This is a genomic window from Thioalkalivibrio sp. K90mix (assembly GCF_000025545.1).
In the GTDB taxonomy this organism is placed as follows: Bacteria; Pseudomonadota; Gammaproteobacteria; order Ectothiorhodospirales; family Ectothiorhodospiraceae; genus Thioalkalivibrio.
Window position 1 is genome coordinate 1,017,011 of record NC_013889.1, and the last position, 26,539, is coordinate 1,043,549.

Annotated in this window: 26 protein-coding genes and 1 tRNA gene; 13 read left to right on the plus strand and 14 right to left on the minus strand. The window is 65.7% G+C overall.

Features of this window, described 5'->3' with window-relative positions; translation table 11 throughout:
* Positions 1-156 precede the first annotated feature (156 nt).
* The 4 genes from TK90_RS04810 to TK90_RS04825 form a co-directional block, all read right to left on the minus strand.
* Positions 157-1,131, minus strand: coding sequence for a PstS family phosphate ABC transporter substrate-binding protein (locus TK90_RS04810; RefSeq protein WP_012982367.1), 975 nt, complete (start codon positions 1,129-1,131; stop codon positions 157-159).
* Between the two features lie 123 nt (positions 1,132-1,254).
* Positions 1,255-2,577: a phosphate regulon sensor histidine kinase PhoR gene (phoR, locus tag TK90_RS04815; RefSeq protein WP_012982368.1), complete on the minus strand. Its 1,323-nt coding sequence runs from the start codon at positions 2,575-2,577 to the stop codon at positions 1,255-1,257.
* A 45-nt stretch (positions 2,578-2,622) separates the two neighbouring features.
* Positions 2,623-3,312, minus strand: a complete 690-nt coding sequence (phoB, locus tag TK90_RS04820; protein ID WP_012982369.1) for a phosphate regulon transcriptional regulator PhoB — start codon at positions 3,310-3,312, stop codon at positions 2,623-2,625.
* Positions 3,313-3,418: 106 nt separating this feature from the next.
* The gene (locus TK90_RS04825; RefSeq protein WP_012982370.1) at positions 3,419-4,222 is read right to left on the minus strand and encodes an MBL fold metallo-hydrolase; all 804 of its coding nucleotides are present in this window, start codon (positions 4,220-4,222) and stop codon (positions 3,419-3,421) included.
* A gap of 357 nt (positions 4,223-4,579) precedes the next feature.
* Between TK90_RS04825 and TK90_RS04830 the strand changes: the two genes are divergently transcribed.
* Positions 4,580-4,655 (plus strand) — tRNA-Ala (locus tag TK90_RS04830).
* A 63-nt stretch (positions 4,656-4,718) separates the two neighbouring features.
* On the opposite strand, the gene cynS is transcribed toward TK90_RS04830, so the two are convergent.
* The 8 genes from cynS to TK90_RS04870 all read right to left on the minus strand — a co-directional run bounded on the left by cynS (position 4,719) and on the right by TK90_RS04870 (position 13,444).
* On the minus strand, positions 4,719-5,165 hold the full coding sequence (gene cynS, locus TK90_RS04835; RefSeq protein WP_012982371.1) for a cyanase: 447 nt from the start codon (positions 5,163-5,165) through the stop codon (positions 4,719-4,721).
* 40 nt (positions 5,166-5,205) lie between these two features.
* Positions 5,206-6,120, minus strand: coding sequence for an ABC transporter ATP-binding protein (locus tag TK90_RS04840; RefSeq protein WP_012982372.1), 915 nt, complete (start codon positions 6,118-6,120; stop codon positions 5,206-5,208).
* A 30-nt stretch (positions 6,121-6,150) separates the two neighbouring features.
* Positions 6,151-6,996 (minus strand): nitrate ABC transporter permease, encoded by an 846-nt coding sequence (gene ntrB, locus TK90_RS04845; RefSeq protein WP_012982373.1) that lies wholly within the window; start codon positions 6,994-6,996, stop codon positions 6,151-6,153.
* A 3-nt stretch (positions 6,997-6,999) separates the two neighbouring features.
* On the minus strand, positions 7,000-8,460 hold the full coding sequence (locus TK90_RS04850; RefSeq protein WP_012982374.1) for an ABC transporter substrate-binding protein: 1,461 nt from the start codon (positions 8,458-8,460) through the stop codon (positions 7,000-7,002).
* Between the two features lie 190 nt (positions 8,461-8,650).
* Complete coding sequence (locus tag TK90_RS04855; RefSeq protein WP_012982375.1) at positions 8,651-10,291, minus strand: sigma-54-dependent Fis family transcriptional regulator; 1,641 nt, start codon at positions 10,289-10,291, stop codon at positions 8,651-8,653.
* A gap of 142 nt (positions 10,292-10,433) precedes the next feature.
* Positions 10,434-11,273 (minus strand): ABC transporter permease, encoded by an 840-nt coding sequence (locus tag TK90_RS04860; protein ID WP_012982376.1) that lies wholly within the window; start codon positions 11,271-11,273, stop codon positions 10,434-10,436.
* A complete protein-coding gene (locus tag TK90_RS04865) occupies positions 11,270-12,553 on the minus strand; it encodes an ABC transporter substrate-binding protein (RefSeq protein ID WP_012982377.1) in 1,284 nt (427 codons plus the stop codon). Before TK90_RS04865 ends, TK90_RS04860 begins: the two co-directional genes overlap by 4 nt.
* Positions 12,554-12,613: 60 nt before the next feature.
* Positions 12,614-13,444 (minus strand): ABC transporter ATP-binding protein, encoded by an 831-nt coding sequence (locus tag TK90_RS04870; protein ID WP_012982378.1) that lies wholly within the window; start codon positions 13,442-13,444, stop codon positions 12,614-12,616.
* 434 nt (positions 13,445-13,878) lie between these two features.
* Here TK90_RS04870 and TK90_RS04875 point away from each other — a divergent pair, with 434 nt between their 5' ends.
* The 6 genes from TK90_RS04875 (at position 13,879) to TK90_RS04900 (ending at position 18,579) form a co-directional block, all read left to right on the plus strand.
* Positions 13,879-14,427: an OsmC family protein gene (locus tag TK90_RS04875; protein ID WP_012982379.1), complete on the plus strand. Its 549-nt coding sequence runs from the start codon at positions 13,879-13,881 to the stop codon at positions 14,425-14,427.
* A gap of 33 nt (positions 14,428-14,460) precedes the next feature.
* Complete coding sequence (locus TK90_RS04880) at positions 14,461-15,600, plus strand: acyl-CoA dehydrogenase family protein (protein ID WP_012982380.1); 1,140 nt, start codon at positions 14,461-14,463, stop codon at positions 15,598-15,600.
* A gap of 68 nt (positions 15,601-15,668) precedes the next feature.
* Positions 15,669-16,049 carry a DUF302 domain-containing protein gene (locus TK90_RS04885; RefSeq protein ID WP_012982381.1) on the plus strand — a complete coding sequence of 127 codons (381 nt, stop codon included), beginning with the start codon at positions 15,669-15,671 and terminating at the stop codon, positions 16,047-16,049.
* Entirely contained in the window at positions 16,049-17,479 is a 1,431-nt protein-coding gene (locus TK90_RS04890; RefSeq protein ID WP_012982382.1) for an FAD-dependent oxidoreductase, read from the plus strand. The genes TK90_RS04885 and TK90_RS04890 overlap by 1 nt, the downstream gene beginning before the upstream one ends.
* Before the next feature lie 132 nt (positions 17,480-17,611).
* Positions 17,612-18,238: a hypothetical protein gene (locus tag TK90_RS04895; protein WP_012982383.1), complete on the plus strand. Its 627-nt coding sequence runs from the start codon at positions 17,612-17,614 to the stop codon at positions 18,236-18,238.
* 26 nt (positions 18,239-18,264) lie between these two features.
* A complete protein-coding gene (locus TK90_RS04900; protein ID WP_012982384.1) occupies positions 18,265-18,579 on the plus strand; it encodes a DUF2007 domain-containing protein in 315 nt (104 codons plus the stop codon).
* A 33-nt stretch (positions 18,580-18,612) separates the two neighbouring features.
* Here TK90_RS04900 and TK90_RS04905 read toward each other — a convergent pair whose 3' ends face one another.
* Complete coding sequence (locus TK90_RS04905) at positions 18,613-19,398, minus strand: lytic transglycosylase domain-containing protein (protein ID WP_012982385.1); 786 nt, start codon at positions 19,396-19,398, stop codon at positions 18,613-18,615.
* A gap of 59 nt (positions 19,399-19,457) precedes the next feature.
* On the opposite strand from TK90_RS04905, the gene TK90_RS04910 reads away from it, so the two are divergent.
* The 3 genes from TK90_RS04910 to TK90_RS15240 are packed head-to-tail and all read left to right on the plus strand — an operon-like array spanning position 19,458 to position 21,179.
* Positions 19,458-20,264 (plus strand): biotin--[acetyl-CoA-carboxylase] ligase, encoded by an 807-nt coding sequence (locus tag TK90_RS04910; RefSeq protein ID WP_041444309.1) that lies wholly within the window; start codon positions 19,458-19,460, stop codon positions 20,262-20,264.
* Positions 20,257-21,006 (plus strand): type III pantothenate kinase, encoded by a 750-nt coding sequence (locus tag TK90_RS04915; RefSeq protein ID WP_012982387.1) that lies wholly within the window; start codon positions 20,257-20,259, stop codon positions 21,004-21,006. Before TK90_RS04910 ends, TK90_RS04915 begins: the two co-directional genes overlap by 8 nt.
* Entirely contained in the window at positions 21,006-21,179 is a 174-nt protein-coding gene (locus TK90_RS15240) for a hypothetical protein (RefSeq protein WP_012982388.1), read from the plus strand. Before TK90_RS04915 ends, TK90_RS15240 begins: the two co-directional genes overlap by 1 nt.
* 1 nt (position 21,180) lies before the next feature.
* On the opposite strand, the gene TK90_RS04920 is transcribed toward TK90_RS15240, so the two are convergent.
* Positions 21,181-22,791: a DUF255 domain-containing protein gene (locus TK90_RS04920; RefSeq protein ID WP_012982389.1), complete on the minus strand. Its 1,611-nt coding sequence runs from the start codon at positions 22,789-22,791 to the stop codon at positions 21,181-21,183.
* A 166-nt stretch (positions 22,792-22,957) separates the two neighbouring features.
* Here TK90_RS04920 and TK90_RS04925 point away from each other — a divergent pair, with 166 nt between their 5' ends.
* From TK90_RS04925 to prfB, 3 genes are all read left to right on the plus strand, one after another.
* Positions 22,958-23,905, plus strand: coding sequence for a hypothetical protein (locus TK90_RS04925; protein ID WP_041444194.1), 948 nt, complete (start codon positions 22,958-22,960; stop codon positions 23,903-23,905).
* 174 nt (positions 23,906-24,079) lie between these two features.
* Positions 24,080-25,354: an IS256 family transposase gene (locus TK90_RS04930; protein WP_012981820.1), complete on the plus strand. Its 1,275-nt coding sequence runs from the start codon at positions 24,080-24,082 to the stop codon at positions 25,352-25,354.
* Between the two features lie 73 nt (positions 25,355-25,427).
* A protein-coding gene (gene prfB / locus TK90_RS04935; protein WP_148216245.1) for a peptide chain release factor 2 occupies positions 25,428-26,523 on the plus strand; the annotation gives its coding sequence in 2 pieces (ribosomal slippage) (positions 25,428-25,499 and positions 25,501-26,523; 1,095 coding nt in all).
* Positions 26,524-26,539 lie beyond the last annotated feature (16 nt).

Sequence of the window (26,539 nt, forward strand, 5' to 3'; positions counted from 1 at the left end):
GGCCGCTTCATGACAGAGACGTGACAGCCATGTGACGGACGGTTGAACGCTTTATTGCGGGTCGATCGGTCTGCCCGTATGGAGTGCGCACAAAAAACCGGACCCCGCGAGGGATCCGGTTCGGGCCATCCGGAGATGGCCTGAGCGGGACCGGGATTATTCCAGACCGAGGTTCTTGCGCTCGCGTTCGGCCACGGCGGCCGGCAGCGGGATGAACCCGTCACGCACCACGACTTCCTGACCTTCCTTCGACAGCACCATCCTCAGGAACTCGGCCGCGCGCGGGGTCAGGCCGTCTTCCGGGTGCTTGTTGACCATCACGTACAGGAAGCGGGCCAGCGGGTAGTCGCCGGAGGAGGCGTTGTCCGCAGTCGGCTCGTAGTACTCGCCCTCATTCTCGCCCAGCGGGACAGCGCGCACGCCGGAGGTCATGTAGCCGATACCGGAGTAGCCAATGCCGTTCAGGGACTCGGAGACACCCTGGACCACCGAGGCGGAGCCGGGCTGTTCGTTGATGGCATCCTTGAAGTCGCCGTCGCACAGGGCGTGCTGGCGAAAGAAGCCGTAAGTCCCGGAGACGGCATTACGGCTGTACAGCGTAATGTCGCGATTTTCCCAGGAGCCGTCGAGGCCGACCTGGCCCCAGCGGGTGATGTCCTCGGCACCACCGCAGCGACGGGTGGAGGAGAAGATCGCATCGACCTGTTCGATGGTCAGGCCCTCGATCGGGTTGTCGCGGTTCACGTACACGGCGATGGTGTCGATCGCGACCGGCACGGCCGTCATCTCGTAGCCATGGCGCTGTTCGAACTCGGCGTGTTCACTGTCACGCGGCATGCGCGACATCGGGCCGAAGTCGGCGGTGCCCTCGGTCAGGGCGGGCGGTGCGGTCGAGGTGCCGGCGCCCTGGATCTGGACGTTGACGTTCGGGTAGAAGTTCTGGAACTCCTCGGCCCACAGCGTCATCAGGTTGTTCAGGGTGTCGGAGCCGATGCTCGACAGGTTGCCGGAAATCCCGGAGACCGCCTCATAGGCCGGGATGTCGGCATCGACTTCGGCAGAGGCGGTAAACGGCGTAATGGCCATTGCAGTGGCGGTGGCCAGGGCCAGAAGGCTGCGCTTCAACAACATGGGAATCTCCCCTTGAATGGAATTCTTGCAAGGACGCTTCAAGCGACCTTGGTGGGGAATTATGCGCAGCCGGGTTGACGCTCCTGTGACGGGTGTGTGACAGCCGTGTGACATCGCATGGCGTCAGTTTTTGGCGGACTCGGTGGGTTCGATGCGGGTAATCGACAGCGGGAACAGGCAGGTGAAGCGCGTGCCGCGACCGACCTGGCTGTCGATCTCCAGATGTCCGCCGTGGCGCGCGAGTACATGCTTGACGATGGCCAGTCCGAGCCCGGTCCCGCCGCGGCGCTGGTCGCGGCCGGCATCTACGCGGTAGAAGCGTTCGGTCAGGCGGTGGAGGTGGTGGCGGGCAATCCCCGGGCCCTCGTCGATCACGCTCAGGCGAGCCCCGTCCGCGTCGGATTGCCAGCGGAGCTCGATGCGGGTCCCGGCCGGGGTGTACTTGACCGCATTGAACAGCAGGTTGGCGAAGGCCGAGCGCAGTTCGTTCTCGGCGCCTCGCAATTCGAGCCCGGCCCGGGCGTGGATCTCGATCCGGTGGTGCTGGTCGCCGGAGAGCAGTTCGGCCTCATCTTTCAGCGTTTCCAGCATGGCGCCGACATCGACCCATTGTGGCGGGCCCTTCGGGCTGCCGGTTTCCAGGCGGGAGAGGGTCAGCAGGTCGTCGACCAGCAGCTTCATGCGTTCGGACTGCTCCCGCAGCAGTTTCACCGACCTGGCCTTGTCGGGCTGATCGGCCAGTTCGTCCTCCAGCGTCTCGACAACGCCGTAGAGCACGGTCAGCGGCGTGCGCAATTCGTGCGAGACGTTCGCAATGAAGTCGCGCCGCATCACTTCCAGTCGGTGCAGATGCGTGGTGTCCCGCGCCAGCAGCAGGAACTGTGCATCGCCGTAGGGCACCAGGCGAAACTCCAGCTGCTGGTCGTCGTGGAGCGGGGAGGCCGTGGTCACGCTGCCCGGTGTGGTGCGCGCGCTCTCCATGAATGCGATGAATGCCGGGTTGCGCAGCAGGTGGGTGATGCGCTGGCCCTCGTCGTCCGGCCAGTTCAGCCCCAGCAGTTGCGTGGCCATCTCGTTCAGCCATTCGATGCGCAGATCGTCATTCAGAACCACGACCGCGTCCGGCATCGCCCGGGCCGAGTCGCGATAGCGCTCGAGGTACTGGCGCAGCCGGTGCACACGATGTTCGTGGCGCCGGCGGCGGCGGTAGAGATGATCGAAGGCCAGCCCCCACAGCCCACGCACGTCCGGTGGTTCGCTGCGCCCGCCCTGGCGCAGCCAGCGCTCCAGCAGCAACAGATGCGACAGGTTCCAGAACAGGGCCGCTCCCAGCAGGAACGCGATCGTGGCCCAGAATTGCCCCATGCTCCAGCCGAGCAGCGCGATCGGGACACCGACCAGCAGGGTGCCCGCGATGACGCCGGGCCAGGGGTTGCGTGATTGCATCGGACGACCGAGTGGGGTGATTGGAGGTCGCGGTGTCGGCCGCGATCAGGGAGTCTGGGAGAAACGGTACCCCGATCCGCGTACGGTTTGCACGAGGTGGTCGTGCCCGGTCAGCGCCAGTGCCTTGCGCAGGCGCCGGATGTGTACATCCACGGTGCGTTCCTCGACGTACACATTGGTGCCCCATACCTGGTCGAGCAGCTGGCCGCGGGTGAATACGCGGTCCTGGTGGGTCATGAAGAAGTGCAGGAGGTTGTATTCGGTCGGGCCCATCGATAGCGCCTCTCCGTGGCCGCTCACGCGGTGCGAGACCGGGTCCAGGCGCAGACCCTCGACCTCCACTGGTTCTTCGCTGGTGATCGGGGCGGTACGCCGCAGTACCGCCTTGATGCGGGCAACCAGTTCGCGCGGCGAGAACGGTTTGGTCACGTAGTCGTCGGTACCCACGTCCAGCCCGCGGACGCGGTCTTCTTCTTCGCCGCGGGCAGTCAGCATAATGATCGGGATGTCCTTGGTGATCGGGCTGGCCTTCAGCGTGCGCGCCCAGTCGAGGCCGCTGGTATCCGGCAGCATCCAGTCGAGCAGGATCAGATCGGGTGGGTCTTCCAGCAGCAGGCCTTTGGCAGCGCGAACATCGCCAGCCTCTCGCACCGCGTATCCGGCCTTGTGCAGCGGCAGCTGGAGCATTTCGCGGATTGCGGTGTCATCCTCGACCAGCAGAATCTTCACAGCCATGACCCATTCCCGAGTTCAGGATGCCCTGCATTAGATAACAGGGATGTTACAGCTGTGTGACGGCGGGGGGAGCGGCCCGATGCAGGAATGCGTCGAGCCTGAGGCCCTACCCGGCCTTGAGAGCCCTGTTCTGGGCGTGCAGTTCGAACCGCTCGGAGCCCTCGAGCAGGACCATACGGCTGGCATGCCGCGACTGCTGGAGTTGCTGGCGGATGGCCCGTTCGTGCCCGGGTTTCAGGTGCGTGATGGCGATCCGTGGCTGGTGACGGAGCGCATCCAAGTCATCCGCGAGGCGGTGCGGGGTGTAATGCTTGGCGAGATCGGCCATGCCGTCCATTTCGTCCGGCAGCCCTGACTCGATCATCAGCAGATCCAGATAGGGCAGCGCGTTCAAGGCCTCCCACAGGGCCTCGGACGACGAAGTGTCCCCGGTGAAGGCAAAGCCCACACCGTCGTTGTGCATCACGCCATAGCCAATGGCGGGCACCGTGTGCAAGGCGGGCAGGGTATGAACCTCGCGCAATCCGATGGACACCTGCTGATCGGGCCGGATCGGTCGAAACTGCAGCAGTGGTTGCTCGGGGGACGGGAGACAGGTGAAGTCGGGCCAGATGACCCAGTTGAACACATGCTCGCGCAGGGCCTTCAAGGTGGGCGGTAGCGCGTGGATCTGGATGGGGGGCGCGTTCGATGAATACACCATGTCCGCGAGCATCGGCAGAAAACCGATGTGGTCGAGGTGCGAATGGGTCAGAAATACGTGACGGATTTTTTGTAATTCGCCCAGAGTCAGGTCGCCGACCCCACTACCGGCGTCGATCAGGATATCTTCGTCGATCAGGATCGATGTCGTGCGGCGGTTGGGGCCGATGCCGCCGCTGGCGCCCAATATGCGGACAGAGAGACTCATGCGGGATCTGACTGCAACTGAAAGTTGTGAATGTCTCGGCAGACCATGCGGCAGAGACGCCTCCTTGGAGAGACGGTAGCTACGACGGATTTCCGACGTATTTCTAACATACGTTAAGGCTAGATCAAGTCTAAGCGTGTTTGACGTGACCTGCACCACGAAAATGGCACCTGTGGTCGCGCAACGGCTGAAAAAGGTGCTAGGCATCGCGTTTTCCACCCGATTCCGGGCCCGTGCAGAAACGCGGGATGGGATTAGTAACGTCGCTTGGTCAGCCCGGGCAAGGGCGCCCGGCAGCGATCACGCGTCTGTCTCTTCCCGCGCTCGTCGGGAGTTGCTAGAATGCGCGCCTTGATTGGGGCGGTAGCTCAGCTGGGAGAGCGTCGCGTTCGCAATGCGAAGGTCGGGAGTTCGATCCTCCTCCGCTCCACCACATTCCCAGAAAAAAGGCCTGCGTTTGCAGGCCTTTTTTCGTTTGTGGCTAGGCGCAGGGGCGCTACCAACTCTTGTAGGGCAGGAATTTCCCGTTCCAGGTGATCTTGACGCGGTCGCCCTTCGGGTCCTCGACCTTGTCGATGTCCATGGTGAAGTCGATCGCGCTCATGATGCCGTCGCCGAACTTCTCGTGGATCAGCGCCTTCATGGTGTCGCCGTAGACATTGATGGCTTCGTAGAAGCGGTAGATCACCGGGTCGGTCGGGATGGTCTTGTCCCAGTGCTTGTGCGGGAAGGCCTGCAGCGCCTGGGCGACCTCGGGCCCGAGGCCGAGAAAACTTGCGAGCCTTTCGGCCTGGTCTGCCTCGAGGTGGTTCATCCCATAGCAGGCGGAGGTCACATAAACCTCGTGGAGGCCGGTGGCCTCGGCGATCGCGGCCCAGGTGGTGTCGCGGTTCTCCTTTGCCTCGAGGATGGTGGTGGTCATGGCGGTCTTGCTGAGACTCATCGGGTAAGTCCTCTTGGTCGTATTGGTGGATTAATGGTGTTCACACGGCCCGGATCGCGGGCCGTTCCTGTTCCGGTGCGGATTCCGCGGGTTTCGCGGGATTCACGTGACGCGGCTTGTGACGCGGGTCCGCGCCCTGCGCGGCTTCCTGCTGGGCCTCCAGGGACATGTCCTTCGCGCGGTGCACGAGGAAGTCCACTAGGTGATTGCGGATCTTGTAGTAGTGCTCGTGCTGGTGGAGCGTGGCGCGTTCGCGGGGACGCGGGATGTCGACCTTCACCGACTCCGCGACCTTGGCGTGCGGGCCGTTGGTCATCAGCAGCACGCGGTCGGCCAGCAGGATGGCCTCGTCGACGTCATGCGTGATCATGAATACCGTCTGGTGGGTCTCCTGCCAGATCTTCAGTAGCTCCTCCTGGATCACGCCGCGGGTCAGGGCATCCAGCGCCCCGAACGGCTCGTCCATCAGCAGCAGCTTCGGCTCGATCGCAAAGGCGCGTGCGATGCCGACGCGCTGGCGCATGCCGCCGGAGAGCTGTGATGGCTTGCGGTCCATCGCGTGATCCAGCCCGACCATCTTCAGATACTTCTCGGCATGGTCCAGACGCTTCTGCTTGCTCCAGTTGGGCCAGCGGGCGCGCACCGCGAACATCACGTTGTCACGCGCCGACAGCCAGGGCAGCAGGCTGTGGTTCTGGAAGATCACGCCCTGGTCCAGGCTCGGACCCTTGATCTCCTTGTTGTCCATGATCACGTTGCCGTCGGTGGGCGAGGCCAGGCCGGCGAGCACGTTGAGGATGGTGGACTTGCCGCAGCCGGAGTGGCCGATCAGACAGACGAACTCGCCTTTCTGAATATCCAGATCCACCCCCTCGAAGACCGTCATCAGGTCGTCCGAGTCGGGCTGCGGAAAGCGTTGGCTCAGATTCTCGATTTCGAGGAAGCCCTTGCTCATGGTTGTACTCCTGGTTGGGCTGCGCCGACGTCAGTCGGCGTAGCGCACGAGTTTGGTGGCCTGGGCGAGGCTGAGATCCAGCAGAAAACCGATGATGCCGATCATCACGATCGCGAAGATCACGCTGGCCAGGTCAAGGTTGTTCCACTGGTTCCAGATGTAGTAGCCAATGCCGGTGCCGCCCACGAGCATCTCGGCGGCCACAATCACCAGCCAGGCGATGCCGATGGAGATGCGCATCCCGGTCAGGATGGTCGGGGCCGCGGCGGGCAGGATCACGGTGAACGCCGTGCGCACCTTGGACAGCTCGTGGGTCTTGGCCACGTTCAGCCAGTCATTGCGCACCGATGCGACGCCGTAGGCCGTGTTCACCAGCATGGGCCAGATCGAACAGATGAAGATCACGAAGATCGCCGAGATGTTCGAGTCACGGATCACGAACAGGGCCAGCGGCATCCAGGCCAGAGGGGATATGGGCTTGAGCACCTGGATGAACGGGTCAAAGGCCTTGTTCAGAAGGGGCGACATGCCGATCACGAAGCCGAACGGGATGGCGATCAGCGCGGCCAGGAAGAAGCCCAGCAGCACGCGATAGATCGAGTACCCCAGCTGGATGCCGATGCCCTTGTCGTTCGGGCCGGCATCGTAGAAGGGGTTGCTCAGCTCGGAAACGGCGTGGCTGATCACCTCGGACGGTGCGGGGATGCCGCTGGAGCCGCGTTGCCCGCCGCCCCCGGTCAGCATTTCGTACTCGCTGAGTTCTTCCTCCTGGACCATCAGTACCTCCGGGGCGGTGGCCATCTGCCACACGCCCAGGAAGAACAGCAGGATCACAACCGAAAGAACCCCGGCGCGAAAGTTGAGATTGCTCAACATGGCTTAGCTCCTGCGGATTTCGAAGCTGTCGAGATAGCCTTCCGGGTCGGTGTAGTCGAACACCTTCCCCATGATCTCGAAGTTCTTGTAGGTGTCACTCGGCGGCTCGTAGCCGAGCTCGGTCATCACTTCGGCACACTCGCTGGCGAGGAAGACATCCTCGGCGAGCTGGTTGTAGTCGAAGTCGCGGCTGACATAGCCCCAGCGCTTCATCTGCGTGAGGATCCAGGTCGCCATCGAATGCCAGGGGAACGGGTCGAAATCGATCCGGTGCGGGTCTTCCTTCACCTCGCCCAGGCCATCGGCGTAGCGTCCGGTCAGGACCTGCTCGACCACCGATTGCGGCTGATTGAGATAGGCACGGGGGGAGATGGCCTCGGCGATCTCGGCCCGGTTCTCGATGTCGGAGGAGTACTGCGTGGCCTCGATCAGCGAGCGGAACAACGCCCCGAAGGTGTTCGGGTGTTCCTCGGCCCAGGCGGCCGAACAGGCGAAGGCGCAGCAGGGGTGCCCGTCCCAGATCTCCTTGGTCAGCATGTGAATGAAGCCGATCTCGTCCCAGACCGCGCGCTGGTTGAACGGGTCGGGGGCCAGGTAGCCATCGATGTTCTCGGCGCGCAGGTTGGCCACCATCTCCGGCGGCGGGATCACGCGGATGCTGATGTCCTGATCCGGGTCCAGGCCGTGTTCCGCGACCAGGTAGCGCAGCAGGAAGTTGTGCATCGAGTACTCGAACGGGACCGCAAAGCGGAAGCCCTTCCAGTCCTTGGGATCGCGCTTGTCCTTGTGCTTGTTGTGCAGGGTGATCGCCTGGCCGTTGATGTTCTCGATCGCCGGCATGATGAAGTGCTCGCGGCTGGACGAGCTGGTGCCCAGCGTCATCGACAGCGGCATTGGCGAGAGCATGTGCGAGGCGTCGTATTCGCCCGAGAGGGACATGTCGCGCGCGACCGCCCAGCCCGCCGTGTTGATCACGTCGACATCCAGGCCATAGCGCTCGTAGAAGCCCATCGGGTGGGCCATGATGATCGGCGTGGCGCAGGTAATCGGCACGAAACCGATCCGCAGCTTGGTCTTCTCCAGCGGACCGCCGTCCTTGATCGCGGCCTTGACCTTGTCCAGCGGCATGACCGAACCCAGCGCCGCGGCCAGGGTGCCGCCACCCAGCATCTGCAGGAAACGCCGACGATTGATCTCGTTGTGGCCGAACATGCCGCGCACTACCGCGCTCTCGACCGCGCGGTCGATCAGGGCCTCTTCGTCCAGCGTGTCCTGGGCCTTGTGCTCCGCATGGTGCGGCTCGGTCGTGGCGAATTCGCCGTTGTCCATTCGGCGTTCGAGGTTGGGGTCGGCCGTGTCGAAGCAGCTGCACTGACCTGGGCCGTGGTGGCCGTGGCGGCAAGCGCTGTCGTGGCGCAGGTCCGAATTGGCGTCAAACGGGTCGCTTAGGCTCTTGGTCGGCATGGCGATGTTCTCCTGGGTGGACGGATTCAAAACGGGGCGGTTGCGCCGCCCATGCCCAAGGGGTTGCAGAAGCCATGCCAAGAAGGGAAATGACGATTTGTGGGGAGGCGGCGGGGAGGTGTCTGGCGACACTTGGTCGACACTCTGGACAGAGTGGACAAAGTGTCCCTATTAAACGGCTTGATCGCTTCTAAGTGACTTCTATGCCGAGTTTTTTCAGGCGGTAGCGTAGCTGGCGCGGGGTCAGCCCCAGGCCGAGTGCGGCCCGCGTCTTGTTGCCGCTGGATTCCTCGATGGCGCGCAGCAGACGCTCGGCCTCGGATGCATGGACACGCTGGTAGGGACGCACCACGCTGGTGCGCTGTGCGTCATCGTTGGGCGCCAGGGGTGCGGGATTGACCGCTGGCGGGGCAGCCGCCTCGGCGGGGGTTCGAGTGGGCTCGTGGGGGCTGATGCGCGATTCCTCGTGCAGGATCTCGTCGATCAGTGCCGTCGTGATGCGGCCGTCGCTGGAGAGCAGAACGGCGCGTTCCAGCACGTTCTCCAGTTGACGGATGTTGCCCGGCCAGTCGAAGGCCTCAAGCCGTTCCAGCACGCGTTCGTCCAGCACCACGTTCCAGCCGTGCAGGTGGGTGAAACGGTCAAGGAAGTGTCGTGTCAGCAGTCGGATGTCGCTTGCCCGGTCGCGCAGTGCGGGTATGTGCAGCGGGATGACGTTCAGGCGGTAGAACAGATCCAGCCGGAACTCGCCGGCGTTGACAGCGGCCTGCAGGTTCTTGTGAGTGGCGGCGACAATGCGTACATCCACCGGAATATCGCGGTTGCCGCCGATCGGCTGGACCACGCGCTCCTGCAGCACGCGCAGGATCTTCGACTGCAGCGCCTCTGGCATGTCACCGATCTCGTCCAGGAACAGCGTGCCGCCATCCGCCAGGGCGATCTTCCCGGTCTTGGCACTGCTGGCTCCGGTGAACGCGCCTTTTTCATGACCGAACAGCTCCGACTCCAGCAGATCGGCCGGGATGGCCGCGCAGTTGAGCGAGATGAAGGGGCGGGCGTTGCGCTGGCTGATCCGGTGGATCATGCGCGCGACCTTTTCCTTCCCGGTCCCCGAATCCCCGGTGATCAGGACCGTGGCCTGGGTATCCGCGATGCGGTGGACCTGCTTGAGTACATGCTTGAGCGCGGGGCTCTCGCCGAGAATGCCGTACTGCCCGCCTTGCGTATCCAGTGCGCTTTTCAGGTAACGGTTTTCCGATACCAGCTCGGCGGTGCGCTCGGCGATCAGCTGATTAATGCGCAGGACCTGGCCGATCATGCTGGCGATCACGCGCAGGACGTTCAGGTCGTCCTGGAACTGTCGTGAGCGCCGGCGCAGGCGATGCACGCCGAGTACGCCGATCGCGTGTTCGTCCTGCACGATGGGTACGGCGATATAGGCGACCGTCTCCTGTGGCAGGGTGGCGCGGTCGATCGCACGCGCCAGGTACTCCGGTTCGTTGTCGATGTCCTGAATCAGCGCGATCTGGCCCGTCTTCATCACGCGCCCCGTGACCCCCTCGCCGAGGCTGTAGCGCCCGCGTTCACGCTCGGCGTCGGTGAGCCCGTAGGCATGACGGATACGCAGCTTTCCGGTGTCCGGGTCGGGCAGCAGTACGCGTCCCCGGTTCAGCCCCAGCAACTGCGACATCATCCCGAGGATGCGGTAGATCGCGGCGTCGGGATCGCCCGAGCGGCCCATCAGCTTGGCCACCTCCAGCAACAGGGTGATCTCCTGTTCGCGGGTGGCCAGGTCGGGTGCGGCCGGTTCGGAAAGCGAGTGCAGTGCCATGGTTGGGTATATGCAGAAAGCCTGCCAGCCCGTATTTCCTGTCATAAGGCGGTCTGGCAGGCGATTTTGTGGTCCGTTGTGGTGCCGTCTGCCTCGCCGCGGGGCGCGACTTGCACCACCGCGCGGCGAGGCCTGCCGCCCGCTAGCTCTCGGCGTGGTAGCTGCTGCGCTTGATCAGACGCACGCAGATCGCGTCGAGCATGTAGCCGATGATGCCAATCACCAGCACGAAGGCCGCCAGCTTGTCGTACTCCAGCGTGTCGCGGGCATCGTTGATCGCATAGCCCAGCCCGGAGGTCACGCCGAGGTACTCGGCCGGAACCAGCACGATCCAGGCCACACCCACTGCCAGGCGGATGCCGGCGAATACGTCCTGCGCGATCGCGGGCATCACGATGTAGCGCAGGGTGTGGATCGGATTGGCTCCGAGGTTGGAGCCCACCTTGAGCCACATCGGGTCGATGCGCTGGACGCCATGGGCAGTCGCATAGGTGATCGGCCAGATTGCGGCGATCGCGATCAGGAAGATGCTCGCCCCGTCCCAGGTGGCGAAGGCCAGCACGGCAATCGGCATCCAGGCCAGCGGCGAGATCATGCGCAGGAACTGGAACGGCACATGGGTGATCTGCTTCAGCGTCAGGAAGTAGCCGATCATCACACCCAGCGGTACCCCGATGGCGATGGCGTAGAACAGGCCCCAGCCCACGCGGTACAGGCTGGACTCGATCGGTTTCCAGACGTTGCCGGAGCTGACCAGGTCCCAGAACGCCGTGAGGGTCGGCCCGGGGGCGAAGCTGGCGAACGCCATCGTGTCCTCGTTATTGGCAATCAGCCAGCCGCCCCACCACCACAGGGCGAAGAGCCCGGCGATGCCCACCGCCGGGTACTGCACCCGGCGCCGGACCTGATCCGCCAGCCGCAGGAACGGGAGCATCCGTTCCAGGGCCGGGTTCAGCTCGTTCATCGTGGCTTCGCGGTTCATAGCGCGATCACCTCCTCGCGCTCGAATGGCGAATCGAGGTTCACGCCGGGCGCGCCGTGCCAGGCGGTGTGCTTCTCCATCGCCTTCTTCACGAACTCGTAGTTCACCAGGTCGTCGGTCACGAAGTCGGGATCCAGGTCCTGAAGGAAGGTGGTGTCGCCACCGACCAGGGTCTCGTTCATCGCACTGACCAGATACTTGGTCGCGGACGGGTAGGGCCAGGGCGAGAAGTCGATGCGACCGTTGCCCCAGTCGGCGTTGCGGATCGCGCCGCTGTCGGTGTAGGTAGCGTCGTTGGTGTAGTTGGTCATGGCCCGTTCGACCACGCCGGCCGGCATTGGCAGGTAGCCCTTGCCGTCACGCGAGAGCAGGGTGGCGACCGCCTTCTTGTCCTCCTGGATGGTGCCCTGGGCGCGGACCACGGCGTTCATGACCTTCTGCGTCCATTCCGGCTCGCGGTTGGTCAGGCGCTCGTTCATGCAAATTACGCAGCAGGGGTGGTTCTTCCAGATGTCGCCGGTAAAGCGCAGCAGATTGCCATGGGCCAGCATCTCGCCCGCCGCGTTGAAGGGCTCGGCCACGATAAAGGCATCGATAGAGCGCGCGGCCAGGGCCGGCGGCATGTCCGGCGGCGGCATCAGCATCAGGTTGACCTCGTGCGACTCCAGTGCCGCTCCCTGGTCACGGATCACCGGGGTCAGCCCGGCGTCGCGCAGGGCCATCTGCATCACCACGTTGTGCATCGAGTACCAGTAGGGCACGGCTACGCTCTTGCCGCCCAAGTCCGAGAAGTCCTTGACCTCCACATGGCGCCCGGTGACCACGGCCGATCCGTTGATATGGGCCCAGGACATGATCTTGACCGGGAAATCGTTCTGATAGCGCATCCACAGGGGGATGGGCTTCAACAGGTGCACGAGATTGAAGCGGTTGGCGGCGAAGGATTCGATCAGCGGCGACCAGCCCCGGATCAACGTCGGATCGGCGACCTCCAGGCCTTCGTCCTCGAAATAGCCCTCGGAGTGGGCCACCAGCAGCGCGGCGGCATCGGTGATCGGGATGTAGCCGATTCGCACCACGCCGTCGAAGTCACGGGTGATCCCTTCGGGCTCTTCCAGGCCGTCCGGCTCGGCGCCGAACAATGATCCCGGCAGGGCGAGACCGGTGCCGGCCAGCCCGCCGACGGCGGCGGTGCGCAGGAAGTTGCGCCGCGAGAAGTTGGTCGACAGCAGCTGGTCGAGCTCGCGGTCGATGTCGTGGTGGTGGTCGCAGTTGCACATGACGGTGGTTCCTTTTTTTCGCGGTGACGGTGACGACGGGTAACGGTTGGTTGCGGCTTCTCAGGCCGCGCGGATCCGCGCCTGACGACGACTGGACTCGCTTTCGGGTTCTGCTTCGGCGCGGGGTTGCACCCCGGAGCCGCCCGGGTGGCGGGTGGCACCAAAGAACTCCATGAGCTCGCTCTTGAGATCGACGAAGCGGTGGCTGGCGCGATCACGGGGGTAGGGGAGTTCCACCTTCAGCTCAGCGGTGATCGTGCCGGGGTTGGAGCCCATCACCAGCACGCGGTCGGCCATGGCGACGGCCTCGTCGATGTCGTGGGTCACGAACACCACGGAGATGCCACGTTCGCGTGCCAGGCGGGTGACTTCGTCCTGCAGGGCGACACGGGTAAAGGCGTCCAGCGCGGAGAACGGCTCGTCCAGCAACAGCAGTTCCGGGTCCGTCGCCAGACTGCGGGCCAGGGCGACGCGCTGCTGCTGGCCGCCCGAGAGCGACTGCACGTTCACCTCGGCCTTGTCCGCCAGGCCCACCGTGTCCAGGAGCTGATCGATGCGGTCCTTCAGACCCTTGCGGCGACCCTGGAAGATCAGCCCCAGGGAGGCGTTCTTGCGCACGGTCATCCAGGGGTACAGCGAGGGCTTCTGGAACATCATGTTCCAGCGCGGGCTGGGTTTGATGACCTGCTGGCCGTTGATGCGCACGCAGCCGTCGCTGGGCAGCAGCAGCCCGGCGAGCATGTGCAGCAGGGTGGATTTGCCGCATCCGCTCTGGCCGATCAGCGCGACCGTTTCGCCCGGTGCGACGGTGACCTCGATGTCCTTCAGGGTCGGCTGCTCCTGACCCGGATAGTGATGGGTGATGTAGTCGATGGAGATGGCGGCGCCCATGGCATGTCCCTCGTTAGCCTGCGTTCATGCGCCGCCCGGTGGACGGCGCGTTCACAGGGGTCCTTACAAGGCGCGTGCCAAACCTCGCGATGTGATTCCCCGAGGGTTCCCGGTCCCCCCGATAAATGGCGACGTGGAGCCGTTCCGCAGGTCTTGAATCGCGGCGGGGCTGGGATCTCTGTTGGTGTCGAGCAGCCTTGGGCGTCCGGCACGTCGCGGACAAAGACGACAAAGTGTCCGCCTTGGCCGACAAAGCGGACACATCGTCCGGTCCGGGTGATTGGTCAATTTGGCGCGTTCAGGCGGAAATCGCTTCATGGAGCCGTTTTTCGGCGGTTGGCACAGCTTCTGCACTGTGCTGGTCGACCCGGCGTAATCCGGGACGGTCACCCAGCCGGTGGCCTTAACCGCCAACCATCGAGAGGAGCTACACCATGTCCACTGCCGAAGCCACCACCACCCTGTCCATGAACGCGCTGGAGCCGATCGACCAGAACGGTCTCAACGATCTGGCCGCCAAGGGCAAGGCCAACCCGGAGAGCATCGTCACCCTGAAGGCCACCACGGTCTGCGAGGGCAAGTTCCGCAACCTGACCTATGTGCGCGACCTGGATGCGCATGTGATCGACGAGCCGCCGCACCTGCTGGGCGACGACACCGCCCCCAACCCCTCCGAGGCCGTGCTGGCCAGCCTGGGCGCCTGCCTGTCGGTCGGCATGCACGCCAATGCCATTGACCGCGGCATCACGCTGACCAAGCTGGAGCTGACACTGGAGGGCGACATCAACGTGACCGCCGTCTGGGGTGTGGGCGACACCGACGTCAACAAGCGCCTCGGCTTCACCGATATCCGCGTGAAGGCCCACCTGGAGGGCGATGCCAGCGAGGAACAACTGAAAGAGCTGGTGGCCCATGCCGACTTCTGGTCGCCCGTGGCCAACACCATGCGCAACCCGGTTGGTGTCAGCGTCGAGCTGGCCTGAACCACCTGCCATCCCGAACGGGAGAGAGAACCCATGTTGCAAACCCGTACTGACGAACAGACGGGGGTGTCGCCGGCCGCAGGGCCGGCGGACGCCGATGCCCCATTGAAGGCGCTGGTGGAACGCGAACTCGCGCCGCTAACCGCCCGCATCGATCGCGAGGGCGTCTACCCCGAGAATTTCCTGCGCGAGGCGGGTCGCCTCGGCGCATTCAATCGCCACCTGGCCAGCCAGAATGCGACCGGTACTACCGACCTTGCCGGCGCGATCCGGGCGACCGAGGTGATCTCGGCCGAGTGCATGACCACAGGCTTTGTGGCCTGGTGCCAGAACGCCTGCGCCTGGTACGCGGAGAACAGCGACTCCGAGGTGCTCAAGCGCGAGGCCCTGCCGAAGCTCGCCAATGCCGAGGCGCTGGGCGCGACCGCTCTGTCGAATCCGATGAAGTGGTTCGCCAACATTGAGGAGTTGAAGCTGAATGCCGAGCGCGTCGATGGCGGCTATCGGGTCTCCGGCGCGCTGCCCTGGGTGTCCAACCTGGGCGAGGACCATTATTTCGGCGCGATCTTCCGCACCACCGATGCCAACCCGCGTCCGTTGATGGCGCTGATCAACTGTGCCGATCCCGGTTTCAGCCTGACGGCCTGCCCGGAGTTCACCGCGCTGGAGGGCTCACGCACCTTCGGTTGCCACTTCGACCGGGTGTTCGTGCCGGATGCCCATATCCTTGCGGACCCGCTGCCGGAGTACATCCGCCGCATTCGCCCCGGTTTCGTGCTGCTGCAGATGGGCATGGGACTGGGCCTGATTGATGGCTGTATCGAGACCATGCGCGAGTCCAACGAGACCCTCGCGCACGTGAATGGCTATCTGGATGACCAGGTCGGCGAGCTGGAAGAGGCCCTGGCGGATGCCCGCAGCGCCTGTTACGCGCTGGCGGAGACCCCGTTCGATGACTCCGAGCGCTTCTTTGCCGATGTACTGCAGATGCGCCTGACCGGCTCCGAGCTGTCCCTGCGGGCCTCGCAGTCGGCCCTGCTGCACTGCGGCGCGCGGGGCTACAAGGCGGACGCCGCGGCCCAGCGCAAGCTGCGCGAATCGTACTTCGTCGCCATTGTGACGCCCGCGATCAAGCACCTGCGCAAGGAGCTTGCGCGGATCCACGCCCACTGAACCGGTGCCCATCGAACCTGCGCGGCCCCGGTGAGGCCGGGACCGCGCCCCGAACGCAAGGAATCCCCATGTTGGAAACCACCACCCGACTGGACCCCGAGACCGCCGTGGAACGACTGAAGCAGGCGATCGAAGCCCAGGGCCTGAAACTGGTCTCGCACATCAACGGCCAGGCCAATGCGGCAAAGATCGGGGTCGAGGTCCCTACCGACCAGATCCTCGAGGTCTTTCACCCGAGCTACGCGGTGCGCGTATGGCAAGCCTGCAAGCACGCCGGAATCGATATCCCGCTGCGCATCCATGTATCGGGTGAGGGCGGTGTTCTGTGCATCCGCACGCGCTCGGCGCGGGAGGTATTCAAGCCCTGGGCGAGCCCTGAGCTCGACGCCATTGGGGCGGAGCTGGATCCGAAGCTGCAGGCGATTCTGGACACCCTGGAGGCCGCGTGATGACCACCGAAACCGACGACTACAAACGCTATATCTGCAAGGTCTGCGGCTACATCTACGACGAGGCGAAGGGTGACCCCGACTCCGGCCTCGCGCCGGGCACCCGCTTCGAGGACATTCCCGACGACTGGTACTGCCCGGACTGTAACGTGACCAAGGCGGATTTCAGCCCCTTCGAGCCCCGGGCCGAGTCCACCGATGCCGTCTCCGCCGCAAGCGCCTGGAGTGGCCCGCGCGGCGACGACCCCGACGCGGTCGTGATCGTGGGTGCCGGCATGGCCGGTTGGGCCCTGGCCGAGCGCCTGCGGGAACTGGACCCGCGCCGCACCATCCGCATGATTACCGCGGACAGTGGCGACTATTACACCAAGCCGCGGCTGTCGAACGCGTTTGGCCGCGAGACCGCGCTCGACGAACTGGTCGAAGAGGGTGGGCAGCAGCGCGCGGGGCGTCTGGGTGTGGAGCTGATGCCATTTCTGCGCGTGCTGGGTATCGATCGCGACCGGCAGCGCGTGATCACGGCGCGCGGGGGCATACCCTATGGCCAGCTGGTGCTGGCCACCGGTGCCCGGCCGCGCCACATCGATTTTCCGGGGGATGCGGCGGCCCCGCTGTCCGTGAATACCCTGGATGACTACTGTCTGCTGCGCGAGGCACTGGAAGCGCCGGGAAAGAGCCCGGCCGAGACACCCGTGGCCATCATTGGGGCGGGTCTGGTGGGCTGCGAGCTGGCCGATGACCTGGCCAGGGGAGGTTTCCCGGTCGCACTGATCGAGTGTGCCGAACAGCCTCTCGCGGGACTGTTGCCGTCGCCCATGAGCCGCGACCTCGCCGCCGCGCTGGAGAACAGGGGTGTCGATTTGCGTCTGGACGCGAATATCGCCCGCCTGAACAAGGGGGAGTCGGGGACGACCATCGAGCTGCAGGATGGCGAGCCGGTCCAGGCCGAGGTGGTCCTGTCCGCGCTGGGCTTGGAGGGCCAGAATGATATCGCTCGGGCCGCGGGTCTGGACTGCGGCCTCGGAATCCGCGTGAATGCACAACTGGTCACCTCCGATGCGTCGATCTTTGCCCTCGGCGACGGCTGCGAGTTTGCCGGCCGGTTGCGCCCGTACGTGGAGACGCTGCGCGACCAGGCGGCGGTGCTGGCTCGAACCCTCTGTGGCGAAGTGACGGAGTACGTGCCCGGGTCCGGTACGGTCCAGATGAAGACGGCGAGTCTGCCCCTGAACGTGTGTCCACCGCGCGACGTCACTCGGGGTACGTGGGTCGAGACCGAATCCACCCCTTCGGGTCGCCAGCTGGAGTTTCACGCCGACGGCGTGCTGGCCGGATTCGCGGTATCGGGGTCCCTGGCTCGGCGCGCGGCAGAGCTGGAGACCCGGCTGGGACAACCCGTGGGCGCCGAACGCCCGCGCATGGCCAGCTAACCGGTGCGATGGCCGTTGGCGGCAAGGCCCCGACCGGCGTGGAAGAACCGAGTGCTGTGCGGGGTGTTCGTTATACTGGGGCGCTGATGCATTTACGCGATGGCCGGTCCATCGTCGGCAGGAGAGAGCGCCTTGGCCAGTTTTACGATCACCTTGCATGCCCGCACCGCGGACGAGCCCGAATTTCAGCGCGTGTCCGTGACCGCGGGCGGCGACGAGGAGCTGCCGGAATATGGCCAGGTCTGGGTATGGGACATCCTCTACGCCCAGCAGCTGTTTGCCCTTGGCGAGACGCAGCCGGCTCAGGAGCTCAAGGAGACCCTGGAGCTGTGGGCGGTGAATATGTCCAGCAAGGTGTTCCAGCCGCATGGTCACATCCTGGCGAAGGGCTACCTGGACCTGTCGGAAGACCTGAAGCTGGTCAACGGTGACGAGGAACGCCCGACCGCGGCTGACGGCGACCGCGAGATCATCGTGACCGTGACCGGTCAGGCTGGCCAGCTGCCGGATGTCGCAGTCAGCCCGGAGGCACTGGAGGCCGAGGAGCGCAAGAACCTCGTGCTGGGCCTGGGGCAGTTCTTCAACTTCGACAACCCGATGTTTGCGCGCGAGCTGCCGATCCATGTGCTCGCGATGCGCAAGTACCACGCCGATATCCACGAGCCGCACACCCGCGAGGCCCTGGACGAGGCCCCGTTCTACGCCATTCAGAAGGCGATGGAATACTTCCAGGCGGCCAACCAGGGCACGGTGCAATAGGACGTACTGACTGCTAGGGTCGGGTCATGCGCACCGTTTACACCGCCGCCGACCCGGTGATGGCCGGGTTTATCGAGAACCTCCTGCAGGAGGCTGGCATCCCCGCCTATGTCGCCCAGGCCGGGCTTTACGGCGCCGCCGGCGAGATTCCGCCGACGGAGTGCTGGGGACGGGTGATGGTGGTGCACGAGGCCCAGGCCGAGCAGGCCCGCGAGCTGATCGTGGAGTATCTGGAAGGCGAGCCCGAGCACGACGGGAAGGAGTGGAAGTGCCCGCGCTGCGGCGAGCAGATCGAGCCGCAGTTTACCCAGTGCTGGAACTGCGGGCGCGAGCGGCGCTGATTCTCCAGCCACGGCGTGCCGCTGGGCGTCTTTCTAGCGAATCCCGTTCCCCGAGCCGTACTGGGCCCGTACCCGCTGGATGTAGGTTTGGGTCTCGGGGAAGGGCGGCACGCCGCCGTGGCGCTCCACGGCGCCCGGGCCGGCGTTGTAGGCGGCCAGGGCCAGATCCAGATCCCCGTCGAAGCGTTGCAGCATCTCGGCCAGGTAGCGTGTGCCGCCATGGATATTCTGGGCCGGGTCAAAGCGGTCGGTCACACCAAGGTCGGCGGCGGTGGCCGGCATCAGCTGCATCAGGCCGTGTGCGCCCACCCGCGACACGGCCTCCGGGTCGAAGCAGGACTCGACGTGAATCACTGACTGCACCAGGGCCGGGTCGACACCGTTGTGGCCCGCGGCGTCGCGGATCAGACCGGCGAACTCGCCACCACCACTGGCCAGCGCCTGGCGGGCGCGTTCGCCGCAGCGCGCCCGAGCCGTTGGACGGCCGTAGGTGGCAATCAGGTTCATGTTGGCGTTCTGTTGGCGCTGGTTGGTGACCAGGCGCTGGCCGTCGGGGCCCTCGAACACGAAGATCTCGCTGGGCGACCAGCTACCGCCCGAAGCCGTTCCGCTCTGCCTGGCCGACGTGCCGGGACGCTGGGGCGAGGGCACGGTCTCGTAGTCGATGCCCTCGGGGCGCTGGTCCGTGATCACGCGGGCACCCGTGGCGTCGTAATAGGTGTACAGCTCGGCCTGGGCAGGTACGGCGAGGATGCCGGCGGCCAGCAGCAACGCCGGCAGTCCGCCCGCGAAACGCTTACCATGTGCACGATTGCGCAACCGAATCCCCCCTTGTCGCCCACGTCCACATGAACGTTCCCCAGACGACCGATCCCATTATGGCGCCGGAAACCGCGCAACTGGAAGGGCTGCTGCGCGAGGCCCTGGCGGGAACCGCGCTGGAACCGCCGCTTACGGAGGTGCTGGAACGGGTGGATTCCACCAATGCGCGACTGCTCGAGGCCGCGCGGATGGATGCCGGGCCCAGGGTGTGTCTGGCGCGCGCGCAGCTGGCGGGGCGGGGGCGACGAGGCCGGGCCTGGGTGGCGCCCCCGGATGCCGGCCTGGCCCTGTCGCTCTCCTGGCCGATTGCCGCCGACCAGCGGGTGCCCGCGGCCTACCCGGTCGGTGTGGGGATCGGGGTCATCCGCGCGCTGGAGGCGCTCGGTGTGGAGGGCCCGGGCCTCAAGTGGCCGAACGACGTGGTGGTGGGCACTGCGAAGCTGGGCGGTATTCTGGTCGAACAGCGGCTCCCCCGGTCGGACCGGCCCGGGCGCCTGGTGGTAGGGGTCGGGCTCAATCGCCGGGGTTCCGGCGCGCTTGGTCTGGACCGCGAGGTGACCGACCTGGAAGCCCTGTTGGATGGGCAGGGGCCCGACTGGCTGGCGCTGGCGGCCGAGGTGGCAGGGTGGCAGATGCGCCTGCATCGGGTGCTGATGGCACAGGGGCTGGCGGCGCTGGGGGACGACCTCGACCGCCTCGATGTGCTGGCCGGACGCACGATCGAAGTGCCGGATACGGGCCTGGCGGGCGTTGCCCGGGGCATTTGCCTGGATTCGGGCCGTCTGCGCGTCGAGGATGAGGCGGGCCTCCTGCATCATCTCGACGCGGGAGAAGTATCCATCCGGAGGGCCGGGCATGCCTGACTGCGCACTGATCGACATCGGCAGTACCCGAGTCAAGTGGCAGCGCCGCGACGCGGCCGGTCATGTGCTGGACGAGGGCGCGAGCCTCGCGATCGAGGATTGCGCCCAGGCGCTAAAGGACACCGGTCTGGCGATCTGGGCCGCCCGGGTCGGCAGCCCGGAGCGCCAGGCGGCACTGGAGGCCGCGATAGGGGCGGCGGTACCCATCCACTGGGTCGGCACGCACGGGGACGGGCGCTATGGCGTGCGCAGTGATTACGCCGAGGGCCAGCTGGGTGTGGATCGCTTTTGTGCACTGGTGGCGGCCCGGGCGGAAGGGCCGGGACCCTGCGTACTGGTGGATGCAGGGACCGCGGTCACGGTCGATCTGCTGGATGCCGAGGGTCGGCACAGGGGCGGGTACCTGCTGCCGGGGCGACAGCTGGGCTGGGAGTCGTTGCAGGCCCGGCTGGCCGACCGTGTCACTCCGCGTGATCCGGCTGGCTGGCCTGCGACCTTCGACTCCACACCGGGGCTTGGCAGCGAACCGGGCCTGGAACGTGGCCTGATGCTGGGCCTGTCCGGTGCGGTTGATCGTCTGATCGTCGAGGCCCGCACCCACCTGGGCAATGACACCGTCTGCTGGCTATACGGCGGGGATGCATCGTGGCTTGCCGGGCAACTCACCGAGTTCTTTACCCTGCGCGAAAACCTCGTGCTTGAGGGTCTGTGGCAGATCGCGCGTATGGAGGAGGGCTCGTGATGCGCTGGCTTGTCGCGCTGCTGCTGCTGGCGAATCTGGCCCTGTTTGGCTGGAGCTGGCAACAGGGGCACTGGAACGGAGACCCCTATGCCGATGTGCCACCACCGGAGCGGGGGACACAGACGCTCGACGAAGGCGATATGCGGATTCGCCCGCTGGACGCGGGCGACTGAGTCAGTCGTCCAGTCCCGGGATGCCGGTGCGCAGGGCCTGGAAACCGATAGCCACGTCGTCGGGGTCAGAGCCGGGTTCGATGTGCAGCCGCGCGCGAACCTTCTCCGGATCGATGTGGGATTCTTCCACGACCTCTTCCGGCAGACGGTGCAGCCACCAGGCCAGTGCGGCCTGACTGCGCGTCTCCGACCACGGTTCAAGGTCCGATCCGACACGCTCGGCGTGCGCCTCGAGCTCCTCGTCAAAGAACGGCTCCAGGCGGTCCAGCGCGGCGACTGGATCGGGCAGATCGGGTTTTTCGCCCTCCAGCGCCTCGATCGCGCGGGCCAATTCGATGCGAGCGATCTCCGGCCAGATCTGGGCGGGCAGGTAGCCCTCCATCGCCGGGCGGCCATCAGCGGTGAGGCCATGGAGAAAGCCGGCCTCCGTGCCCAGGTACCGGTCCAGGGCTTGCATGGCCTCGCGTGCCCAGTCGAGGGTGTCTTCGTCCTCCATGACCCGGGCCATGTTGGCCAGGGCGGCGATTGCCTGGCCGGAGGTATCTGCATAGGTGTTGCGATCCACCCGCGGGGGATCGGTCTCCAGCCGTTCGCCCGGGTCGAGCTGGTAGTAGTCGCGATCCGCGTACTGGCTGTTGCCGAAGCGTGATTGTTCTTCGTCCCAGAGCTGGTCGCGCAGATAGTCGCGGATTCCGCGTGCGAATTCGGCGTGATGTTCCTCGCCGAAGCGCTCGTAGGCCTCGGCGTACAGCCAGAGGAATGCGGCGTTCTGGTCCAGCCGCTTGGAAGTCTCGAGCGCCAGAACCGGATCGCGCTGGTCCCAGTCGTGGAAGAAGAAGAACCCGCCTTCCACGCCGTCGTACAGGTCGGCGGCGATCTGGTCGAGCATGGCAGGCATGCGCTCTTCCCAGTCCTCCTCGTCGAGCAGGAAGCGATAGGTCCAGGGCTGCGGGCGCTTGCTCAGGGTACCGAACGCCGCGCTCCCGCTCAGCCGGTGGGCGGAGCTGTCGTAGACCTCGTCGAGCATCTCGCGGAAGGCGGAAAGATCGTTGATCGCGGCATCGTCCGGCGTGATCTCGCGCCCGGTGACAGAAAACATGTCGCGCTGGGCCTCCAGGATGCCCTGCAGGTCGCGCGGGTTCACGTGCCCGGTAAAGCGGGTCAGCATTTCGTCCTCGTGGTTCACGATCACCACGAACGGCAGGCCACGACCGCCGTAGCGGCGAAACAGGTCAGCACGCTCGTCGAGGTCGACCAGAACCGGAATGTAGTGCCGGTCGATCGTGTCGACCACGTCGGGGTTCTCCAGCGACTCGTCCTGGAAGTCGCGGCACCAGGTGCACCACTGCCCGTGGAAATAGAAGAAAATCGGCCGTTCGCGCTCCTTCGACTCCTCGAACAGTTCACTGTCCCAGGATTGCCAGTCGATCTGCGAACCTTCCGGGTAGTCATCCACCTCGAAACCGTTGTCGGGCCCGTTATCCGGGGCCTCGGCGGGCCCGGCCGCACCTTGGGCACTAGCAGTGCCCGCAAGGCCCAGCAGAACAAGGCCCACGACGGAACTGGTCCATCCGCCGATGGTGGTGACTGCAAGGGATTTGTGCTCGTCCATGGCGCACCTGGAGATTTGGGCTGCTTATTACGGTAGACCACAATCAAGGGCTTGCTGTTCCTCGGGCGACGCCTGCCTCGGTGGTAGCATGGCCGTGGATCAGGCCACAGGGGATCGAGATGCGCCTTTGCAGGGGAGGGACGGCCGCGACGAGGGGGTACCCAAGATGGCGAGGGTGACGCTCCTGCTGCCCGGGTTGTTTCGGCGGGCCGAGGCGGGCTTGCCGAAGGACGGCGAGGATCCTCCGGGTATCCGCCACCTGGCCCGCTGGATGGGCCGGGCGCGGCCGCTGTCGCCCGCGCCGGCGGGCGCTCGGGATGGCTGGGAGGCCCAGCTCGCGAGGCGACTGGGCTTCGAACAGCCGGTCTCGGGACCGCGCCTCTGGCTGGCGTGGCCCGTGCGGCTCACACCGGGGATGAAGGACCTCGTCGCGGATCCGGTCTTCGAGGTCCATCAGGAAGAACGCGAGGCACTGTGGGAGGCGGCCCGTCCGGATCTGGCGGCGGCGGGGGCTACGCTGCGGCTCTCGTCGGGTGGACTGTGGCTCCTGGAAATGGAGGGCGAGGGGGATGGCACGGGCGAGCCACCCTCGACGGGCTGGGGTCGCTCGATGAGCCGAGGTGCGATGGACAGTGACGTCGCGCGCCGCCTGCAAGTCCTCAACAACGCCTTGCAGATGAGCTGGTTCCAGCATCCGGTGAACCAGGCGCGCGAGCAGTCCGGGCGGGCACCCGTTCACGGGCTGTGGTTCTGGTCACCGGGGCGTCCGGAGGGTGCCACGGCCGTGCGCGCGGTCTGTGGCGGCGGGCCCGTCGCGCATTTTCTGGCGGACTGGACGGCGCTTGACTGGTCCCCCGACCCGGCATCCGCCGCGGAGATGGCGCGCGATACCGTCGTGGTGCTGGATGCCCTGGCAGGCGCACGCGACCTCGAACGCCATGCGGAGGTCATGCAGTCGCTGGCCGACGACGTTGTGCAGCCCCTGCTGCCCCTGCTCCGGAGGGGGCGCCTGGAGGCGCTGGAGTTTCACGATCCGCTCGCGCGCTCCGAACCGCCCAGAGTGCTGGAACGCCGGGACAGCCTGGCGTTCTGGCGGCGCGCGCGAGCCCTCTGACGCACCCTGTCCGGTTGCCCCGAGTGCGCCAGACGCCAGGTCAGGGGTGTTATACTGCGCGGCTTTTCCGCCCGAGTTACTGTCAAAAGTGGTGTACGGGGGGATTGAGGAAGGCGGCGTATCCGGCTGGAATGGAAGTGCGACCAACCAGCCAGCCAGAGGAGATACGCCAACATGGCTCACGATACGACAGAGAACCCGAACGGACCAGAGGACCCGTTGACCGATCTGCTGCGCCGCGGGGCGCGGGATCTGATCCAGCAAGCGGTGGAGGCAGAGTTGCGGACGTTCATGGAGACCTACGCGGAGGATCGCATGCCGGACGGTCGCCGGGCGGTCGTACGCAATGGCTATCAGCCCCAGCGCCGGGTTCAGACCGGCATCGGCGATGTACCGGTGCAGGTGCCGAAGACCCGGGATCGGTCCGGCGGTGGCCGGCACTTCACGTCGAGCCTGCTGCCCCCGTATCTGCGCCGGGCGCGCTCGGTCGAGGAGCTGCTGCCCTGGCTCTATCTCAAGGGGGTGTCCTCGGGCGACTTCCAGGAGGCGCTGAGCGCGCTGCTGGGCGAGCAGGCCCAGGGGCTGTCGGCCTCGACACTGGGCCGCCTCAAGCAGCAGTGGCTGACCGAGCACGCCGAATGGCGCGAGCGTGATCTCCGCGCCTACCGCTACAGCTACTGGTGGGCGGACGGTATCCACTTCAACCTGCGCGGGGAGGACGACGAACGCGCCTGTGTGCTGGTCATCATCGGGGTCCTGCCCGACGGGACCAAGGAGTTTGTTGCCCTCGACGACGGGATGCGCGAGTCCGAGCAGAGCTGGTACGAACTGCTGGTGCGCCTGCGGGATCATCAGGGCCTCGCGAACGGCCCGAAGCTCGCCATCGGCGATGGCGCGCTGGGCTTCTGGAAGGCCCTGGCCCGGGTCTACCCGGACACCCGCCGCCAGCGCTGCTGGGTCCACAAGACCGCCAATGTGCTGAACCGGCTGCCCAAGCGCAGTCAGCCCAAGGCCAAGTCCGCCTTGCAGGCGATCTGGATGGCCGAGACCCGCGCCGACGCCGAACAGGCCTTCGACGCCTTCCTGACCGCCTACGGCGACAAGTACCCGAAAGCCGCCGAGACGCTGGCCAAGGACCGGGAAGACCTGCTCGCGTTCTACGACTTCCCAGCCGCGCACTGGCAGTCGATCCGGACCACCAATCCGATCGAATCGACCTTCGCCACCGTGCGGCTGCGCACCGACAAGACCCGGGGCTGCGTGACCCGCAACACCGTCTTGAGCCTGACGTTCAAGCTCGGTCAGAGCACGCAGAAGCGCTGGCGTCGGCTCCGGGGTTACGAATGGCTCGACAAGCTCGAGCGCGGGGTCAAGTTCATCGACGGCATCGAGCAGACCGAACCGACCAACGACGAGGCATCCTCCATCACCGACCGGAGCGCCGCCTGAACCCGCCATCGCTCATACACCAGACTTGACCATAACTCTTTCCGCCCACCCGGACACCGGAAATCGACGCATCATGGAACTGAATCCGCTGTATACCCAGATTGATGACCTGAAAGGCCGCCTGGAAGGCCTTAGGGGGTATCTTTGACTACCCGGTCAAGGAAGAACGCCTAGAAGAGGTCCAGCGCGAGCTGGAAAACCCGGATATCTGGAATGACCCGGACCGGGCCCAGGCGCTGGGCAAGGAACGCGCCCAGCTCGAGAACATCGTCGTCAACATCCGCGAGATTGGCACGCAGCTGGATGACAGCCGCGACCTGCTGGAGATGGCCGAGGCCGATGACGATGCCGAGACCGCATCGGCGGTGGAGGCCGACGTCGAAGCCCTGACCGCGCGGGTCGAGGCGCTGGAGTTCCGGCGTATGTTCTCCGGCGATATGGACGAGGCCAACGCCTATCTCGACATCCAGGCCGGTTCCGGCGGCACCGAAGCCCAGGATTGGGCCAACATCCTGCTGCGCATGTACCTGCGCTGGGCCGAGGCCCACGGCTTCAAGACCGAGATCATCGAGCTTTCCGAGGGCGAGGTCGCCGGCATCAAGAGCGCGACCGTGCGCATCGAAGGCGAGTACGCCTTTGGCTGGCTACGCACCGAGACCGGCGTGCACCGCCTGGTGCGCAAGTCGCCGTTCGACTCCGGCAACCGCCGGCACACCTCGTTTGCCTCGGTGTTCGCCTCGCCGGAGGTGGACGACAGCTTCGAGATCGAGATCAACCCGGCCGATCTGCGCGTGGATACCTACCGCGCCTCCGGGGCGGGCGGGCAGCACGTCAACCGGACCGAGTCCGCGATCCGCATTACTCACGAGCCCTCCGGCATCGTGGTGGCCTGCCAGAACGACCGTTCGCAGCACAAAAACCGCGATACGGCGATGAAGCAGCTGAAGGCCAAGCTCTACGAGATGGAGATCCAGAAGCGCAACGCCGAGAAGCAGGCGGCCGAGGATGCCAAGTCCGATATCGGCTGGGGCAGCCAGATCCGCTCCTATGTGCTCGACCAGTCGCGGATCAAGGACCTGCGCACCGGCGTGGAGGTCGGCAACACCCAGGCCGTGCTCGACGGCGACCTGGACCAGTTCATCGAAGCCAGCCTGAAGAGTGGGCTGTAACGCTTTCTTTTACCGG

Coding starts and splice junctions, on each gene's coding strand:
- TK90_RS04915 (WP_012982387.1), top strand. CDS start 20,257: ATGCCTGACTGCGCACTGATCGACATCGGCAGTACCCGAGTCAAGTGG.
- TK90_RS04900 (WP_012982384.1), top strand. CDS start 18,265: ATGCGCACCGTTTACACCGCCGCCGACCCGGTGATGGCCGGGTTTATC.
- TK90_RS04810 (WP_012982367.1), bottom strand. CDS start 1,131: ATGTTGTTGAAGCGCAGCCTTCTGGCCCTGGCCACCGCCACTGCAATG.
- phoB (WP_012982369.1), bottom strand. CDS start 3,312: ATGGCTGTGAAGATTCTGCTGGTCGAGGATGACACCGCAATCCGCGAA.
- TK90_RS04840 (WP_012982372.1), bottom strand. CDS start 6,120: ATGAGCAAGGGCTTCCTCGAAATCGAGAATCTGAGCCAACGCTTTCCG.
- TK90_RS04860 (WP_012982376.1), bottom strand. CDS start 11,273: ATGAACCGCGAAGCCACGATGAACGAGCTGAACCCGGCCCTGGAACGG.
- TK90_RS15240 (WP_012982388.1), top strand. CDS start 21,006: ATGCGCTGGCTTGTCGCGCTGCTGCTGCTGGCGAATCTGGCCCTGTTT.
- TK90_RS04930 (WP_012981820.1), top strand. CDS start 24,080: ATGGCTCACGATACGACAGAGAACCCGAACGGACCAGAGGACCCGTTG.
- TK90_RS04875 (WP_012982379.1), top strand. CDS start 13,879: ATGTCCACTGCCGAAGCCACCACCACCCTGTCCATGAACGCGCTGGAG.
- TK90_RS04850 (WP_012982374.1), bottom strand. CDS start 8,460: ATGCCGACCAAGAGCCTAAGCGACCCGTTTGACGCCAATTCGGACCTG.
- TK90_RS04885 (WP_012982381.1), top strand. CDS start 15,669: ATGTTGGAAACCACCACCCGACTGGACCCCGAGACCGCCGTGGAACGA.
- TK90_RS04920 (WP_012982389.1), bottom strand. CDS start 22,791: ATGGACGAGCACAAATCCCTTGCAGTCACCACCATCGGCGGATGGACC.
- TK90_RS04825 (WP_012982370.1), bottom strand. CDS start 4,222: ATGAGTCTCTCTGTCCGCATATTGGGCGCCAGCGGCGGCATCGGCCCC.
- cynS (WP_012982371.1), bottom strand. CDS start 5,165: ATGAGTCTCAGCAAGACCGCCATGACCACCACCATCCTCGAGGCAAAG.
- phoR (WP_012982368.1), bottom strand. CDS start 2,577: ATGCAATCACGCAACCCCTGGCCCGGCGTCATCGCGGGCACCCTGCTG.
- TK90_RS04855 (WP_012982375.1), bottom strand. CDS start 10,291: ATGGCACTGCACTCGCTTTCCGAACCGGCCGCACCCGACCTGGCCACC.
- TK90_RS04925 (WP_041444194.1), top strand. CDS start 22,958: ATGGCGAGGGTGACGCTCCTGCTGCCCGGGTTGTTTCGGCGGGCCGAG.
- TK90_RS04890 (WP_012982382.1), top strand. CDS start 16,049: ATGACCACCGAAACCGACGACTACAAACGCTATATCTGCAAGGTCTGC.
- TK90_RS04910 (WP_041444309.1), top strand. CDS start 19,458: ATGGCGCCGGAAACCGCGCAACTGGAAGGGCTGCTGCGCGAGGCCCTG.
- TK90_RS04880 (WP_012982380.1), top strand. CDS start 14,461: ATGTTGCAAACCCGTACTGACGAACAGACGGGGGTGTCGCCGGCCGCA.
- TK90_RS04870 (WP_012982378.1), bottom strand. CDS start 13,444: ATGGGCGCCGCCATCTCCATCGACTACATCACCCATCACTATCCGGGT.
- ntrB (WP_012982373.1), bottom strand. CDS start 6,996: ATGTTGAGCAATCTCAACTTTCGCGCCGGGGTTCTTTCGGTTGTGATC.
- TK90_RS04865 (WP_012982377.1), bottom strand. CDS start 12,553: ATGTGCAACTGCGACCACCACCACGACATCGACCGCGAGCTCGACCAG.